Source organism: Citrobacter sp. CK180, assembly GCF_030333655.1.
GTDB lineage: Bacteria > Pseudomonadota > Gammaproteobacteria > Enterobacterales > Enterobacteriaceae > Citrobacter_B > Citrobacter_B koseri.
In genome coordinates this window covers 1-13,348 of record NZ_JAOWFM010000046.1, presented here as the reverse complement: position 1 = coordinate 13,348, position 13,348 = coordinate 1, and the positions used below count along the sequence as shown (strand labels likewise).

The 13,348-nt window shown below is 50.5% G+C and carries 26 protein-coding genes; 1 reads left to right on the top strand and 25 read right to left on the bottom strand.

The window, feature by feature from the left end; all coding sequences use genetic code 11:
• Positions 1-11: 11 nt before the first annotated feature.
• The 22 genes from secY to rpsJ form a co-directional block, all read right to left on the bottom strand.
• Positions 12-1,343 carry a preprotein translocase subunit SecY gene (gene secY, locus OGV50_RS10815; RefSeq protein WP_001118864.1) on the bottom strand — a complete coding sequence of 444 codons (1,332 nt, stop codon included), beginning with the start codon at positions 1,341-1,343 and terminating at the stop codon, positions 12-14.
• Positions 1,344-1,350: 7 nt separating this feature from the next.
• Positions 1,351-1,785 (bottom strand): 50S ribosomal protein L15, encoded by a 435-nt coding sequence (rplO, locus tag OGV50_RS10810; protein ID WP_001238917.1) that lies wholly within the window; start codon positions 1,783-1,785, stop codon positions 1,351-1,353.
• A 3-nt stretch (positions 1,786-1,788) separates the two neighbouring features.
• Positions 1,789-1,968, bottom strand: a complete 180-nt coding sequence (gene rpmD, locus OGV50_RS10805; protein ID WP_001140434.1) for a 50S ribosomal protein L30 — start codon at positions 1,966-1,968, stop codon at positions 1,789-1,791.
• 3 nt (positions 1,969-1,971) lie between these two features.
• Positions 1,972-2,475, bottom strand: a complete 504-nt coding sequence (rpsE, locus tag OGV50_RS10800; protein ID WP_000940121.1) for a 30S ribosomal protein S5 — start codon at positions 2,473-2,475, stop codon at positions 1,972-1,974.
• A gap of 14 nt (positions 2,476-2,489) precedes the next feature.
• Positions 2,490-2,843: a 50S ribosomal protein L18 gene (gene rplR, locus OGV50_RS10795; protein ID WP_000358960.1), complete on the bottom strand. Its 354-nt coding sequence runs from the start codon at positions 2,841-2,843 to the stop codon at positions 2,490-2,492.
• 9 nt (positions 2,844-2,852) lie between these two features.
• Positions 2,853-3,386: a 50S ribosomal protein L6 gene (gene rplF / locus OGV50_RS10790; protein WP_012135817.1), complete on the bottom strand. Its 534-nt coding sequence runs from the start codon at positions 3,384-3,386 to the stop codon at positions 2,853-2,855.
• 12 nt (positions 3,387-3,398) lie between these two features.
• Entirely contained in the window at positions 3,399-3,791 is a 393-nt protein-coding gene (gene rpsH / locus OGV50_RS10785; protein WP_000062611.1) for a 30S ribosomal protein S8, read from the bottom strand.
• Between the two features lie 33 nt (positions 3,792-3,824).
• Positions 3,825-4,130 (bottom strand): 30S ribosomal protein S14, encoded by a 306-nt coding sequence (gene rpsN / locus OGV50_RS10780; protein WP_012135425.1) that lies wholly within the window; start codon positions 4,128-4,130, stop codon positions 3,825-3,827.
• Positions 4,131-4,144: 14 nt separating this feature from the next.
• Positions 4,145-4,684: a 50S ribosomal protein L5 gene (gene rplE, locus OGV50_RS10775; protein WP_001096206.1), complete on the bottom strand. Its 540-nt coding sequence runs from the start codon at positions 4,682-4,684 to the stop codon at positions 4,145-4,147.
• Between the two features lie 14 nt (positions 4,685-4,698).
• A complete protein-coding gene (gene rplX, locus OGV50_RS10770) occupies positions 4,699-5,013 on the bottom strand; it encodes a 50S ribosomal protein L24 (RefSeq protein ID WP_012135426.1) in 315 nt (104 codons plus the stop codon).
• A 10-nt stretch (positions 5,014-5,023) separates the two neighbouring features.
• Entirely contained in the window at positions 5,024-5,395 is a 372-nt protein-coding gene (gene rplN, locus OGV50_RS10765) for a 50S ribosomal protein L14 (RefSeq protein WP_002919748.1), read from the bottom strand.
• A gap of 163 nt (positions 5,396-5,558) precedes the next feature.
• A complete protein-coding gene (gene rpsQ / locus OGV50_RS10760) occupies positions 5,559-5,813 on the bottom strand; it encodes a 30S ribosomal protein S17 (RefSeq protein ID WP_003031120.1) in 255 nt (84 codons plus the stop codon).
• Positions 5,813-6,004, bottom strand: a complete 192-nt coding sequence (rpmC, locus tag OGV50_RS10755; RefSeq protein ID WP_000644742.1) for a 50S ribosomal protein L29 — start codon at positions 6,002-6,004, stop codon at positions 5,813-5,815. Before rpmC ends, rpsQ begins: the two co-directional genes overlap by 1 nt.
• The gene (gene rplP, locus OGV50_RS10750) at positions 6,004-6,414 is read right to left on the bottom strand and encodes a 50S ribosomal protein L16 (protein ID WP_000941212.1); all 411 of its coding nucleotides are present in this window, start codon (positions 6,412-6,414) and stop codon (positions 6,004-6,006) included. The genes rpmC and rplP overlap by 1 nt, the downstream gene beginning before the upstream one ends.
• A gap of 12 nt (positions 6,415-6,426) precedes the next feature.
• A complete protein-coding gene (rpsC, locus tag OGV50_RS10745) occupies positions 6,427-7,128 on the bottom strand; it encodes a 30S ribosomal protein S3 (protein WP_000529945.1) in 702 nt (233 codons plus the stop codon).
• Between the two features lie 17 nt (positions 7,129-7,145).
• Positions 7,146-7,478 (bottom strand): 50S ribosomal protein L22, encoded by a 333-nt coding sequence (rplV, locus tag OGV50_RS10740; protein WP_000447529.1) that lies wholly within the window; start codon positions 7,476-7,478, stop codon positions 7,146-7,148.
• Positions 7,479-7,492: 14 nt separating this feature from the next.
• A complete protein-coding gene (rpsS, locus tag OGV50_RS10735; RefSeq protein ID WP_001138117.1) occupies positions 7,493-7,771 on the bottom strand; it encodes a 30S ribosomal protein S19 in 279 nt (92 codons plus the stop codon).
• Between the two features lie 16 nt (positions 7,772-7,787).
• Entirely contained in the window at positions 7,788-8,609 is an 822-nt protein-coding gene (gene rplB, locus OGV50_RS10730) for a 50S ribosomal protein L2 (protein WP_000301864.1), read from the bottom strand.
• 17 nt (positions 8,610-8,626) lie between these two features.
• Positions 8,627-8,929, bottom strand: coding sequence for a 50S ribosomal protein L23 (gene rplW / locus OGV50_RS10725; RefSeq protein WP_000617546.1), 303 nt, complete (start codon positions 8,927-8,929; stop codon positions 8,627-8,629).
• Positions 8,926-9,531 (bottom strand): 50S ribosomal protein L4, encoded by a 606-nt coding sequence (gene rplD / locus OGV50_RS10720; RefSeq protein WP_000424395.1) that lies wholly within the window; start codon positions 9,529-9,531, stop codon positions 8,926-8,928. Before rplD ends, rplW begins: the two co-directional genes overlap by 4 nt.
• Before the next feature lie 10 nt (positions 9,532-9,541).
• Positions 9,542-10,171, bottom strand: coding sequence for a 50S ribosomal protein L3 (gene rplC / locus OGV50_RS10715; RefSeq protein WP_000579837.1), 630 nt, complete (start codon positions 10,169-10,171; stop codon positions 9,542-9,544).
• Positions 10,172-10,203: 32 nt separating this feature from the next.
• Positions 10,204-10,515, bottom strand: a complete 312-nt coding sequence (gene rpsJ, locus OGV50_RS10710; RefSeq protein ID WP_001181005.1) for a 30S ribosomal protein S10 — start codon at positions 10,513-10,515, stop codon at positions 10,204-10,206.
• Between the two features lie 379 nt (positions 10,516-10,894).
• On the opposite strand from rpsJ, the gene OGV50_RS10705 reads away from it, so the two are divergent.
• A complete protein-coding gene (locus OGV50_RS10705) occupies positions 10,895-11,362 on the top strand; it encodes a prepilin peptidase (protein ID WP_200093365.1) in 468 nt (155 codons plus the stop codon).
• Here OGV50_RS10705 and bfr read toward each other — a convergent pair.
• The 3 genes from bfr to tuf form a co-directional block, all read right to left on the bottom strand.
• The gene (gene bfr, locus OGV50_RS10700) at positions 11,359-11,835 is read right to left on the bottom strand and encodes a bacterioferritin (RefSeq protein WP_012135432.1); all 477 of its coding nucleotides are present in this window, start codon (positions 11,833-11,835) and stop codon (positions 11,359-11,361) included. The genes OGV50_RS10705 and bfr overlap by 4 nt on opposite strands.
• Positions 11,836-11,906: 71 nt before the next feature.
• Positions 11,907-12,101: a bacterioferritin-associated ferredoxin gene (gene bfd, locus OGV50_RS10695; RefSeq protein ID WP_012135433.1), complete on the bottom strand. Its 195-nt coding sequence runs from the start codon at positions 12,099-12,101 to the stop codon at positions 11,907-11,909.
• 197 nt (positions 12,102-12,298) lie between these two features.
• The coding region (tuf, locus tag OGV50_RS10690; RefSeq protein WP_286450946.1) for an elongation factor Tu at positions 12,299-13,348 on the bottom strand (1,050 nt) is incomplete at its 5' end.

Here is a 13,348-nt window from a genome sequence, read left to right as displayed (position 1 = left end):
CGGGCGACCAATTAACGGCCGTAGCCTTTCAGGTTCGCCTTCTTCAATGCAGACTCATACTGACTGGACATCATCAGAGTTTGCACTTGAGCCATAAAGTCCATAATCACGACGACAACGATAAGCAGTGAGGTCCCACCAAAGTAGAACGGTACTTTCATTGCATCACGCATGAACTCCGGGATCAGGCAGATAAAGGTAATGTAAAGCGCACCAACCAAAGTCAGGCGGGTCATTACTTTATCGATATACTTCGCCGTTTGCTCTCCCGGACGAATTCCTGGTACAAATGCACCGGACTTCTTCAGGTTATCTGCTGTTTCACGCGGGTTGAAAACCAACGCCGTGTAGAAGAAACAGAAGAAGATGATTGCAGACGCATAGAGTAACACATAAAGCGGTTGCCCAGGCTGCAAATACAGCGAAATTGTTGTCAGCCAGTTCCAACCAGTACCGCCCCCGAACCATGACGCGATGGTTGCCGGGAACAGAATAATACTGGAAGCGAAAATTGCCGGGATTACCCCCGCCATATTCACTTTCAGCGGTAAATGTGTGCTCTGTGCAGCATAGACACGACGACCCTGCTGACGTTTTGCGTAGTTTACCACAATACGGCGTTGACCACGCTCAACAAATACAACAAAGAACGTCACTGCAAATACTAATACTGCAACCAACAGCAACACGAGGAAGTGCAGGTCGCCTTGACGCGCTTGCTCGATAGTATGGGCAATGGCTGGCGGGAGTCCCGCGACAATACCGGCGAAGATGATGATTGAGATACCGTTGCCGATACCACGTTCAGTAATCTGTTCGCCCAACCACATCAGGAACATGGTTCCTGTAACCAGACTTACAACAGCGGTGAAATAGAATGCAAAGCCCGGATTCATTACCAGGCCTTGCATACCAGGCATATTCGGCAGACCGGTAGCAATACCGATCGACTGGAATATCGCCAGCACCAGAGTACCGTAGCGGGTGTACTGGCTGATCTTACGACGACCAGACTCCCCTTCTTTCTTAATTTCTGCCAGCGTTGGATGAACCACCGTCAGCAGCTGGATAATAATCGACGCCGAAATATACGGCATGATACCCAGAGCAAAGATAGAAGCACGGCTGAGTGCACCACCAGAGAACATGTTAAACATTTCAATGATGGTGCCTCGCTGTTGCTCAAGCAGTTTGGCAAGTACAGCGGCATCAATACCAGGGATCGGAATAAAAGAGCCAATACGGAACACAATCAGCGCGCCGATAACAAACAGCAGTCTGCGTTTCAGCTCGCCTAAGCCACCTTTGGCGCTTTGAAAATCTAATCCCGGTTGTTTAGCCATCTGCTACTTATTCCTCGATTTTACCGCCAGCAGCTTCGATAGCAGCACGAGCGCCTTTAGTAACACGCAGGCCACGAACAGTTACCGGAGTAGTGACTTCACCAGCCAGGATCACTTTCGCGAACTCGATCTGGATACCGATAATGTTAGCCGCTTTCAGCGTGTTCAGGTCTACTACGCCGCCTTCTACTTTAGCCAGGTCAGACAGACGAACTTCGGCTGTAATCGCTGCTTTGCGAGAAGTGAAGCCGAATTTCGGCAGACGACGGTACAGAGGCATCTGACCACCCTCGAAACCGCGACGTACGCCACCGCCAGAACGAGACTTCTGACCTTTGTGACCACGACCACCGGTTTTACCGAGGCCAGAACCGATACCACGACCCAGGCGTTTACCCGCCTTTTTGGAGCCTTCGGCCGGAGACAGAGTATTTAAACGCATCTCTTACTCCTCAACTTTAACCATGAAGGAAACCGCGTTGACCATACCACGAACAGCAGGAGTATCCTCGCGCTCTACGGTGTGACCAATACGACGCAGACCCAGGCCAAGCAGCGTTGCCTTGTGTTTCGGCAGACGACCGATTGCACTGCGGGTTTGAGTAATTTTAATAGTCTTTGCCATGGTTTATTTCCCCAGAATTTCTTCAACGGATTTACCACGCTTGGCAGCGACCATTTCTGGAGAATTCATATTTTCCAGGCCATCAATAGTTGCACGAACCACGTTGATCGGGTTGGTGGAACCATATGCTTTAGCCAGAACGTTATGAACCCCAGCAACTTCCAGAACGGCGCGCATTGCACCACCGGCGATGATACCGGTACCTTCGGAAGCTGGCTGCATGAATACACGAGAACCCGTGTGAACACCTTTAACCGGGTGTTGCAGGGTGCCGTTGTTCAGCGCGACGTTAATCATATTGCGACGGGCTTTTTCCATCGCTTTCTGGATCGCTGCTGGAACTTCACGCGCTTTACCGTAACCAAAACCAACGCGACCGTTACCATCGCCAACTACAGTCAGAGCTGTGAAGGAGAAAATACGACCACCTTTAACGGTTTTAGATACGCGGTTTACCGCGATCAGCTTTTCCTGCAGTTCGCCAGCTTGTTTTTCGATGTGAGCCATCTTACACCTCTACCTTAGAACTGAAGGCCAGCTTCACGGGCAGCATCTGCCAGTGCCTGGACACGACCATGATATTGGAACCCGGAACGGTCAAAGGACACATCTTTGATGCCTTTTTCCAGAGCGCGTTCAGCGACAGCTTTACCCACAGCTGCAGCCGCGTCTTTGTTACCGGTGTACTTCAGTTGTTCAGCGATAGCTTTTTCTACAGTAGAAGCAGCTACCAGAACTTCAGAACCGTTCGGTGCAATTACCTGTGCGTAAATGTGACGCGGGGTACGATGTACCACCAGGCGAGTTGCGCCCAGCTCCTGGAGCTTGCGGCGTGCGCGGGTCGCACGACGGATACGAGCAGATTTCTTATCCATAGTGTTACCTTACTTCTTCTTAGCCTCTTTGGTACGCACGACTTCGTCGGCGTAACGAACACCCTTGCCTTTGTAAGGCTCAGGACGACGGTAGGCGCGCAGATCTGCTGCAACCTGACCGATCACCTGCTTATCAGCGCCTTTCAGCACGATTTCAGTCTGAGTCGGACATTCTGCAGTAATACCTGCTGGCAGCTGGTGGTCAACCGGGTGAGAGAAACCTAAGGACAGGTTTACTACATTCCCTTTAACCGCTGCACGATAACCTACACCAACCAGCTGCAGCTTCTTAGTGAAGCCTTCGGTAACACCGATAACCATTGAGTTCAGCAGGGCACGCGCGGTACCAGCCTGAGCCCAACCGTCTACGTAACCATCACGCGGACCGAAGGTCAGTGCATTATCTGCATGTTTAACTTCAACAGCATCGTTGAGAGTACGAGTCAGCTCGCCGTTTTTACCTTTGATCGTAATAACCTGACCGTTGATTTTTACATCAACGCCGGCAGGAACAACGACCGGTGCTTTAGCAACACGAGACATTTTTTCCTCCGATTAGGCTACGTAGCAGATAATTTCGCCACCAAGACCAGCCTGGCGCGCTGCACGATCAGTCATAACACCTTTAGAGGTAGAAACAACTGCGATACCCAGACCCGCCATAACTTTCGGCAGCTCATCTTTACGTTTGTAGATGCGCAGACCTGGGCGGCTGACACGCTGAATGCTTTCTACAACAGCTTTACCCTGGAAATACTTAAGAGTCAGTTCCAGTTCCGGCTTGGTGTCGCCTTCAACTTTAAAATCTTCGATAAAACCTTCTTCCTTCAGCACGTTGGCAATTGCCACTTTCAGCTTGGAGGAAGGCATGGTGACCGCAGCTTTGTTCGCGGCCTGACCGTTACGGATACGGGTCAGCATATCCGCGATCGGATCTTGCATGCTCATCTGTCTTTACTCCCGTGATTCAATTGGTGACAATTACCAGCTAGCCTTTTTCAAGCCTGGTACTTCACCGCGCATAGCGGCTTCACGTAACTTGATACGGCTCAACCCGAACTTGCCCACATAACCATGTGGACGACCTGTTTGACGGCAGCGGTTACGCTGACGAGACGGGCTGGAATCACGCGGCAGAGTCTGCAGCTTAAGAACAGCGTTCCAACGATCTTCGTCGGAAGCGTTCACATCAGAGATGATCGCTTTCAGTTCAGCGCGTTTCGCGAAGTATTTATCAGCTAAAGCTACGCGTTTTACTTCGCGTGCTTTCATTGATTGCTTAGCCATTCAGTAACCCTACCTTACTTGCGGAACGGGAAGTCAAAGGCAGCCAGCAGAGCACGGCCTTCTTCGTCAGATTTCGCAGTAGTGGTAATGGTAATATCCAAACCACGAACGCGGTCGACTTTATCGTAGTCGATTTCTGGGAAGATGATCTGCTCACGGACACCCATGCTGTAGTTACCACGACCGTCGAAAGACTTAGCGGACAGGCCACGGAAGTCACGGATACGCGGTACAGCAATAGTGATCAGGCGCTCAAAGAACTCCCACATGCGTTCGCCACGCAGAGTTACTTTACAGCCGATCGGATAGCCCTGACGGATTTTGAAGCCTGCAACAGATTTGCGTGCTTTGGTGATCAACGGTTTTTGACCGGAGATTGCTGTCAGGTCAGCTGCTGCGTTATCCAGCAGTTTCTTGTCAGCGATCGCTTCACCAACACCCATGTTCAGGGTGATCTTCTCGACCCGAGGGACTTGCATGACAGAATTGTAGTTAAACTCAGTCATGAGTTTATTAACTACTTCGTCTTTGTAGTAATCATGCAGTTTCGCCATCGTACTACTCCAAATTACTTGATAGTTTCGCTGTTAGATTTGAAGAAACGGACTTTTTTACCGTCTTCGAATCTAAAGCCTACACGGTCAGCCTTACCGGTTGCCGCATTGAAGATTGCAATGTTGGAAACCTGAATAGCGGCTTCTTTTTCAACGATGCCACCCGGTTGGTTCAGAGCCGGAACCGGCTTCTGGTGTTTCTTAACCAGGTTAATACCTTCAACAATGACCTTGCCGGAAGACAGGACATTCTTAACTTTACCGCGTTTACCTTTATCTTTACCGGTTAACACGATAACTTCGTCATCACGACGGATTTTCGCTGCCATGATTCGCTCCTTAGAGTACTTCTGGTGCCAGAGAGATAATTTTCATGAACTTCTCGGTACGAAGCTCACGAGTTACCGGCCCAAAAATACGCGTACCGATAGGCTGCTCGCTGTTATTGTTCAGAATAACGCATGCATTACCATCGAAGCGAATGACAGAACCGTCCGGGCGACGAACACCCTTCTTGGTGCGCACCACTACCGCCTTCAGCACATCACCTTTTTTGACCTTACCACGCGGAATTGCTTCTTTGATGGTGATCTTGATGATGTCGCCTACGCCTGCGTAGCGACGGTGCGAGCCACCCAGAACCTTGATACACATTACGCGACGTGCACCGGAGTTGTCGGCGACGTTCAGCATAGTCTGTTCTTGGATCATTTTAGTGCTCCGCTAATGTCAACTACTACTGAGACCCGAAAATCAGGTCGTTAAAAAAGCCCCATATCGGGGGCGCGGCATTATAACACCGCTTCAACGATATGGGTAGAAAAAATAAACGGCCCATCGCTGAGCCGTTTATTCGTTGAGAATGGGTACTGTATTACAGAACCGCTTTCTCTACAACGCGAACCAGCGTCCAAGACTTAGTCTTGGACAGTGGGCGGCATTCGCGGATTTCAACCACGTCACCGGTACCACATTCGTTGTTCTCGTCATGTACGTGCAGTTTGGTCGTACGCTTGATGAATTTACCGTAGATCGGGTGTTTCACAAAACGTTCGATAGCAACAACAATGGATTTCTCCATTTTGTCGCTAACAACGCGACCTTGCAGAGTACGGATTTTATCGGTCATTACGCACCCGCCTTCTCAGTCAGTAAAGTCTTAACGCGTGCGACATCACGACGCACTTGCTTCAACAGGTGAGACTGTTGCAGCTGGCCACTTGCAGCCTGCATACGCAGGTTGAACTGCTCACGCAGCAGGTTCAGCAGCTCGGTGTTCAGCTCTTCAACACTCTTCTCACGCAGCTCTTTTGCTTTCATTACATCACCGTCTTAGTTACAAAGGTGGTTTTAATCGGCAGTTTCGCTGCTGCCAGCTTGAATGCTTCACGGGCCAGCTCTTCCGGTACGCCGTCCATTTCATACAGGACTTTACCCGGCTGAATCAAGGCAACCCAATACTCCACGTTACCTTTACCTTTACCCATACGCACTGCCAGCGGCTTTTCAGTGATCGGTTTGTCCGGGAATACACGGATCCAGATCTTACCTTGACGCTTAACTGCACGGGTCATAGCACGACGTGCTGCTTCGATCTGACGGGCAGTCAGACGACCACGGCCAACAGCTTTCAGACCGAAGCTGCCGAAGCTAACATCCGTACCCTGCGCCAGACCGCGGTTACGGCCTTTGTGCATTTTACGGAATTTTGTACGCTTTGGTTGTAACATCAGCGACGCTCCTTATTTACGGCCTTTACGCTGCTGCTTTTTCGGTTGAGCAGCCGGTTTTTCCGGTTGTTCAACAGCAGCCATACCACCCAGGATCTCGCCTTTGAAGATCCACACTTTAACGCCGATTACACCGTAAGTGGTGTGCGCTTCAGAGGTGTTGTAGTCGATGTCAGCACGCAGAGTGTGCAGCGGTACGCGACCTTCACGGTACCATTCGGTACGAGCGATTTCCGCGCCGCCCAGACGGCCGCTAACTTCAACTTTAATACCTTTAGCGCCCAGACGCATTGCGTTCTGTACAGCACGCTTCATAGCACGACGGAACATAACGCGACGTTCCAGCTGAGAAGTGATGCTGTCAGCAACCAGTTTTGCGTCCAGTTCAGGCTTACGAACTTCGGCGATATTGATCTGTGCAGGAACGCCAGCGATATCCGCTACGACCTTACGCAGTTTTTCTACGTCTTCGCCTTTCTTACCGATAACGATACCCGGACGAGCAGTGTGAATAGTCACACGGATGCTCTTAGCCGGACGCTCGATAACGATACGAGATACGGACGCTTTAGCCAGTTCCTTCGTCAGGTACTGACGTACTTTAAAATCGCTGTCCAGGTTGTCAGCGAATTCTTTGGTGTTCGCAAACCAGGTAGAGTTCCATGGTTTTACAATACCCAGGCGAATACCATTAGGATGTACTTTCTGACCCATTGCTAGTCTCCAGAGTCTCAGCGATCGGACACAACCACAGTAATGTGGCTGGTGCGCTTCAGGATGCGATCTGCACGACCTTTTGCACGCGGCATAATGCGCTTCATGCTCGGGCCTTCGTCTACGAAAATTTTCGTAACTTTCAGATCGTCAATGTCAGCGCCATCGTTGTGTTCAGCGTTAGCAATGGCAGATTCCAGGACTTTCTTGACCAGTACAGCCGCTTTCTTGTTGGTGTAGGTCAAAATATCCAGAGCCTGCGACACTTTCTTACCGCGAATCAGGTCAGCAACAAGGCGAACCTTCTGAGCAGAAGAACGAGCATGGCGATGTTTAGCGATAGTTTCCATCTCTTCCTCCTACCTTATTTCTTCTTCGCTTTTTTATCAGCAGCGTGGCCGCGATAAGTACGAGTCGGTGCGAATTCACCCAGTTTGTGACCGACCATTTCATCGGTTACAAATACCGGAACGTGCTGACGACCATTATGGACAGCGATGGTCAAACCGATCATGTTAGGAAAGATCGTTGAACGACGGGACCAAGTGCGCAGGGGCTTCTTGTCTCCGCTTTCCACCGCTTTCTCTACCTTCTTCAGCAAGTGCAGGTCAATAAAAGGACCTTTCTTGAGAGAACGTGGCATGGCTTATCCTCTAAAATTATTTGCTACGGCGACGTACGATGAATTTATCAGTACGCTTGTTGCTGCGGGTCTTCTTACCTTTGGTCTGAACGCCCCACGGAGTTACCGGGTGCTTACCAAAGTTACGACCTTCACCACCACCATGTGGGTGGTCTACTGGGTTCATCGCGGTACCGCGAACGGTCGGACGAACACCACGCCAGCGTGCAGCACCTGCTTTACCCAGAACGCGCAGCATATGCTCAGCATTGCCAACTTCGCCCAGAGTTGCACGGCAGTCTGCTTCGACTTTACGCATTTCACCAGAACGCAGACGCAGGGTGACATAAGCACCATCGCGCGCAACGATCTGAACGTAAGTACCAGCGGAACGTGCCAGCTGACCGCCTTTACCTGGTTTCATTTCTACGTTATGAACGGTAGAACCAACCGGGATGTTGCGCATCGGCAAGGTGTTGCCTGGTTTGATTGCAGCATCAACGCCAGATTGAATCTGGTCGCCAGCTTTCAGGCCTTTAGGGGCCAGGATGTAACGGCGCTCACCGTCTTTGTACAGAACCAGCGCGATGTTCGCGGAACGGTTCGGATCGTACTCAAGACGTTCAACAACTGCCGGGATACCATCTTTGTTGCGTTTGAAGTCAACAATACGGTATGCCTGCTTGTGGCCACCACCGATATGACGAGTGGTGATACGGCCATTGTTGTTACGACCACCGGATTTGCTGTTTTTTTCCAGCAACGGAGCAAAAGGTTTGCCCTTGTGCAGCTCAGGGTTAACCACTTTAACTACGTGGCGACGACCCGGAGATGTCGGTTTACATTTAACAACTGCCATTGTATTACTCCTCCGACTTACTCAGCGCCGCCAACGAAGTCCAGATTCTGGCCTTCTTTCAGGGTGACGTAAGCTTTTTTCCAGTCGCTACGACGACCGATACGCTGTCCGTGACGTTTAACTTTCCCTTTAACAACCAGGGTGTTAACGACTTCGACTTCGACTTCAAACAGTTTCTGCACAGCAGCTTTGATTTCTGCTTTGGTCGCGTCTTTAGCAACTTTGAGAACGATGGTGTTGGTTTTTTCCATCGCAGTAGACGCTTTTTCAGAAACGTGCGGTGCGCGCAGCACCTTCAGCAGACGTTCTTCACGAATCATGCCAGCATCTCCTCAACTTGCTTAACAGCATCAGCAGTCATTACGACTTTGTCGAAGGCGATCAGGCTAACCGGGTCGATACCAGTTGCATCGCGTACGTCAACCTTGTGCAGGTTGCGCGCAGCCAGGAACAGGTTCTCGTCCAGCTCACCGGTGATGATCAGCACATCTTCCAGAGCCATGTCTTTCAGTTTCTGAGCCAGCAGCTTAGTTTTAGGCGCTTCTACAGAGAACTTCTCGACAACGATCAGACGATCCTGACGTACCAGTTCGGACAGAATGCTTTTCAGCGCGCCGCGGTACATCTTCTTGTTAACTTTTTGACTGTGGTCCTGCGGACGTGCAGCGAAGGTCACGCCACCAGAACGCCAGATCGGGCTCTTGATAGAACCAGAACGCGCACGGCCGGTACCTTTCTGGCGCCACGGTTTTTTACCGGAACCAGTTACTTCAGCACGAGTCTTCTGAGCACGAGTGCCCTGACGAGCACCAGCTGCATAAGCAACAACAACCTGGTGAACCAGCGCTTCGTTGAAATCACGACCGAAGGTAGTTTCGGAAACAGTCAGCGCGCTCTGCGCGTCTTTCAATACTAATTCCATTGCTATCCCCTTACGCCTTCACAGCTGGTTTAACGATCAGGTCGCAACCGGTTGCACCCGGAACACCACCTTTAACCAGCAGCAGGTTGCGCTCAGCGTCAACACGTACTACGTCCAGGCTCTGAACGGTTACACGTTCGTTACCCAGCTGACCTGCCATTTTCTTGCCTTTGAACACTTTGCCCGGAGTCTGGTTCTGACCGATAGAACCCGGAACGCGGTGAGACAAGGAGTTACCGTGAGTAGCGTCCTGGGTACGGAAGTTCCAGCGCTTAACGGTACCTGCGAAACCTTTACCTTTAGAGGTGCCAGTTACGTCAACTTTTTTAACGTCAGCAAACAGTTCAACGCTAATGCTCTGACCAACGGTGTATTCTTCACCCTCTGCCAGACGGAACTCCCACAGGCCGCGGCCAGCTTCTACGCCAGCTTTAGCAAAGTGGCCAGCTTCCGGCTTGGTTACACGGTTAGCTTTTTTAGCACCAGTGGTAACCTGAACAGCGCGGTAGCCATCGTTAGCCAGATCTTTAACCTGAGTAACGCGGTTTGCTTCAACTTCGATTACGGTTACTGGGATAGAGACGCCATCTTCAGTGAAGATGCGGGTCATACCCACTTTTTTACCGACTAAACCAATCATTGTTTCAACCTCTCAATCGCTCGATGACCTGATTAACCCAGGCTGATCTGCACGTCTACACCGGCAGCCAGGTCCAGACGCATCAGAGCATCAACGGTTTTTTCGGTTGGCTCAACGATGTCAACCAGACGCTTGTGAGTGCGAATTTCGTACTGATCGCGCGCGTCTTTGTTAACGTGCGGGGAGATCAGAACGGTGAAGCGCTCTTTGCGGGTCGGCAGCGGGATCGGACCACGGACTTGCGCACCAGTGCGCTTAGCAGTCTCGACGATTTCCGCGGTTGATTGATCGATCAGACGATGATCAAACGCTTTCAGGCGGATACGGATTCTTTGGTTCTGCATGAGACCAGAGCTCCAATTATTTTATAAACGAAAATGATTACTCCTCGTGCCCATTACGATTGATGGGAGAGTGTAACCGTTCTTACGTAGCTCCCCGATTGGGAGCATTGTTAGATAACCAAATCGGCTACCTAAGGTTCAGATCGAACCTGCCGTCAACTAAGACAAGCCCGCGCATTATACGCAAATCTCAGCCTGACGCAAGTGCCGCGTAGATATTAATCATTTCGTCTGTAATGCGAGCAACTTCGCACACGCGTTGTGCCATTTTTGTTTTGCGCATTTTCTTCGGAATACACTGTGCAACGTCATCATTCCTCCGTTGCATGGAAAATGAGTTTCACGGATGGTGAGCGCAACGTTTAATGAGGATGACATGATGCAACCCGACCTCCCCTTCCTGATTATCTACCTCTTATTATCTGCGCTATCCGGGATATATGACGCGCGAACAGGACTCTTGCCCGATCGGTTTACCTGTCCCCTGCTATGGAGCGGCCTGCTTTATTACCTGTGCTGTTTACCTGACCATTTGCCAGATGCGCTTTGGGGCGCCATTGCGGGTTACGGCGGGTTCGCCCTTCTCTATTGGGGATATCGACTGCTGTATCGCAAAGAAGGGCTCGGGTACGGCGATATCAAATTTCTTGCCGCGCTTGGCGCCTGGCATCGTTGGGAGTCATTACCCCTGCTGGTCTTTCTGGCCGCGCTTATTGCCAGCATTAACGTGATGGCGATGTACGTAATAAACGGGAAAGACGCATTAAAAAACCCGCTGCCGTTCGGGCCATTTCTGGCGGCTGCGGGTTTTATCATTGGCTGGAAAACACTGCTGTCGGGGAGTTAATCGTCCACTTTAATCTGCGATTGCAGGTAATTCTGTAGACCAATTTTTGCAATCAGATCCAGCTCCGTCTCAAGCCAGTCGATATGCCCTTCTTCATCTGTCAGGATCTCAATCATCATGTCCCGGCTAACGTAATCATGAACGCTGTCGGCGTAGGCTATGGCTTCACGTAGATCCTTCGCTCCTTCCAGTTCCAGACGGAGATCTGACTGCAACATCTCTTCGACATCTTCACCAATGCCCAGCTTGCCAAGATCCTGCAAGTTTGGGATACCCTCAAGAAATAAAATACGCTCGATATATTTATCAGCGTGTTTCATTTCATCGATGGATTCATGGTATTCGACGTCATTCAGACGAGTGAGCCCCCAGTTTTTAAACATACGGGCATGGAGAAAGTACTGATTGATTGCGACAAGCTCATTTCCCAATAGTTTATTGAGATAATTTATGATTTTAACATCACCTTTCATTTTATAGTCCCTCCGCTTCCACTCTTAGAGCGTAGATGGGGCTACAAGGATGTCAAAAAAAAGAATGTGACTCAGGCGATTTCTTTAAACTCCGGCATTTGCATTAACTCATCCTGCATCACTTCACGCGCCGCCCGGACGCACTTACCGCATTGATTTCCAACAGGAATAAACTTACGTAATTGTTGGAAAGATTGAGGGTGAAACTGACGAACAGCCTGACGAATTTTTTTATCACTTACACCATTACACAAACAAACGTACATGATCGCTCCCGTTCAATTTCTGCGCAAAGTGTAAATGAGAATAGTTATGATTACAATAGCACAAATACGTTTGTGTGCAGGGAGAGGAATAAAAAATGCGACTAAATATGACACTCTTTATATAGCAGGTAGATATGACAGACAGCAAAAAGGGCGCCGAAGCGCCCTTTTTAAGTGCAGAACTAATTATTAAATAATTAGCTCATTACTTTAGCAACAACGCCCGCGCCAACAGTACGGCCGCCTTCACGGATTGCGAAACGCAGACCGTCGTCCATCGCGATCGGGTGGATCAGGGTAACAACCATTTTGATGTTGTCGCCCGGCATTACCATCTCTACGCCTTCCGGCAGTTCGATGGTGCCAGTCACGTCAGTTGTACGGAAGTAGAACTGCGGACGGTAGCCTTTGAAGAACGGAGTATGACGGCCGCCTTCATCTTTGGACAGAATGTACACTTCAGATTCGAACTTGGTGTGCGGCTTGATGGAACCCGGCTTAGCCAGTACCTGACCACGTTCGATTTCTTCACGTTTGATACCACGCAGCAGAACACCTACGTTCTCACCAGCACGGCCTTCGTCCAGCAGTTTGCGGAACATTTCAACGCCAGTACAGGTAGACTTCGCAGTCTCTTTGATACCAACGATTTCAACTTCTTCGCCCACTTTGATGATACCGCGCTCTACACGACCGGTAACAACGGTACCACGACCGGAGATGGAGAATACGTCTTCGATCGGCAGCAGGAAAGGCTTGTCAATCGCACGCTCTGGTTCCGGGATGTAAGAATCCAGGTAGCCAGCCAGTTCGATGATTTTCGCTTCCCACTCTGCGTCGCCTTCCAGCGCCTTCAGAGCAGAACCACGAACGATCGGCGTGTCGTCGCCCGGGAAATCGTACTGAGACAGCAGTTCACGCACTTCCATCTCAACCAGTTCCAGCAGCTCTTCGTCATCAACCATGTCGCATTTGTTCAGGAACACGATGATGTACGGAACGCCTACCTGACGACCCAGCAGGATGTGCTCACGGGTCTGCGGCATCGGGCCGTCAGTCGCAGCAACAACCAGGATCGCGCCGTCCATCTGCGCAGCACCGGTGATCATGTTTTTAACATAGTCGGCGTGGCCCGGGCAGTCTACGTGCGCGTAGTGGCGAGTCGGGGTGTCGTATTCAACGTGAGAAGTGTTGATGGTGATACCACGAGCTTTTTCTTCCGGCGCGTTATCGATCTGGTCGAATGC

Bases quoted from the DNA above. Each gene is read 5' to 3' on its own strand.
- OGV50_RS10705 (WP_200093365.1), top strand. From the start codon at position 10,895: ATGCAACCCGACCTCCCCTTCCTGATTATCTACCTCTTATTATCTGCG.
- rpsS (WP_001138117.1), bottom strand. From the start codon at position 7,771: ATGCCACGTTCTCTCAAGAAAGGTCCTTTTATTGACCTGCACTTGCTG.
- rpsN (WP_012135425.1), bottom strand. From the start codon at position 4,130: ATGGCTAAGCAATCAATGAAAGCACGCGAAGTAAAACGCGTAGCTTTA.
- rpmD (WP_001140434.1), bottom strand. From the start codon at position 1,968: ATGGCAAAGACTATTAAAATTACTCAAACCCGCAGTGCAATCGGTCGT.
- bfd (WP_012135433.1), bottom strand. From the start codon at position 12,101: ATGTACGTTTGTTTGTGTAATGGTGTAAGTGATAAAAAAATTCGTCAG.
- bfr (WP_012135432.1), bottom strand. From the start codon at position 11,835: ATGAAAGGTGATGTTAAAATCATAAATTATCTCAATAAACTATTGGGA.
- rplX (WP_012135426.1), bottom strand. From the start codon at position 5,013: ATGGCAGCGAAAATCCGTCGTGATGACGAAGTTATCGTGTTAACCGGT.
- rplN (WP_002919748.1), bottom strand. From the start codon at position 5,395: ATGATCCAAGAACAGACTATGCTGAACGTCGCCGACAACTCCGGTGCA.
- rpmC (WP_000644742.1), bottom strand. From the start codon at position 6,004: ATGAAAGCAAAAGAGCTGCGTGAGAAGAGTGTTGAAGAGCTGAACACC.
- rplR (WP_000358960.1), bottom strand. From the start codon at position 2,843: ATGGATAAGAAATCTGCTCGTATCCGTCGTGCGACCCGCGCACGCCGC.
- rplW (WP_000617546.1), bottom strand. From the start codon at position 8,929: ATGATTCGTGAAGAACGTCTGCTGAAGGTGCTGCGCGCACCGCACGTT.
- rpsE (WP_000940121.1), bottom strand. From the start codon at position 2,475: ATGGCTCACATCGAAAAACAAGCTGGCGAACTGCAGGAAAAGCTGATC.
- rplO (WP_001238917.1), bottom strand. From the start codon at position 1,785: ATGCGTTTAAATACTCTGTCTCCGGCCGAAGGCTCCAAAAAGGCGGGT.
- rplD (WP_000424395.1), bottom strand. From the start codon at position 9,531: ATGGAATTAGTATTGAAAGACGCGCAGAGCGCGCTGACTGTTTCCGAA.
- rplC (WP_000579837.1), bottom strand. From the start codon at position 10,171: ATGATTGGTTTAGTCGGTAAAAAAGTGGGTATGACCCGCATCTTCACT.
- rplV (WP_000447529.1), bottom strand. From the start codon at position 7,478: ATGGAAACTATCGCTAAACATCGCCATGCTCGTTCTTCTGCTCAGAAG.
- secY (WP_001118864.1), bottom strand. From the start codon at position 1,343: ATGGCTAAACAACCGGGATTAGATTTTCAAAGCGCCAAAGGTGGCTTA.
- rplF (WP_012135817.1), bottom strand. From the start codon at position 3,386: ATGTCTCGTGTTGCTAAAGCACCGGTCGTTGTTCCTGCCGGCGTTGAT.
- rpsQ (WP_003031120.1), bottom strand. From the start codon at position 5,813: ATGACCGATAAAATCCGTACTCTGCAAGGTCGCGTTGTTAGCGACAAA.
- rplP (WP_000941212.1), bottom strand. From the start codon at position 6,414: ATGTTACAACCAAAGCGTACAAAATTCCGTAAAATGCACAAAGGCCGT.
- rpsC (WP_000529945.1), bottom strand. From the start codon at position 7,128: ATGGGTCAGAAAGTACATCCTAATGGTATTCGCCTGGGTATTGTAAAA.
- rpsH (WP_000062611.1), bottom strand. From the start codon at position 3,791: ATGAGCATGCAAGATCCGATCGCGGATATGCTGACCCGTATCCGTAAC.
- rplB (WP_000301864.1), bottom strand. From the start codon at position 8,609: ATGGCAGTTGTTAAATGTAAACCGACATCTCCGGGTCGTCGCCACGTA.
- rplE (WP_001096206.1), bottom strand. From the start codon at position 4,684: ATGGCGAAACTGCATGATTACTACAAAGACGAAGTAGTTAATAAACTC.
- rpsJ (WP_001181005.1), bottom strand. From the start codon at position 10,515: ATGCAGAACCAAAGAATCCGTATCCGCCTGAAAGCGTTTGATCATCGT.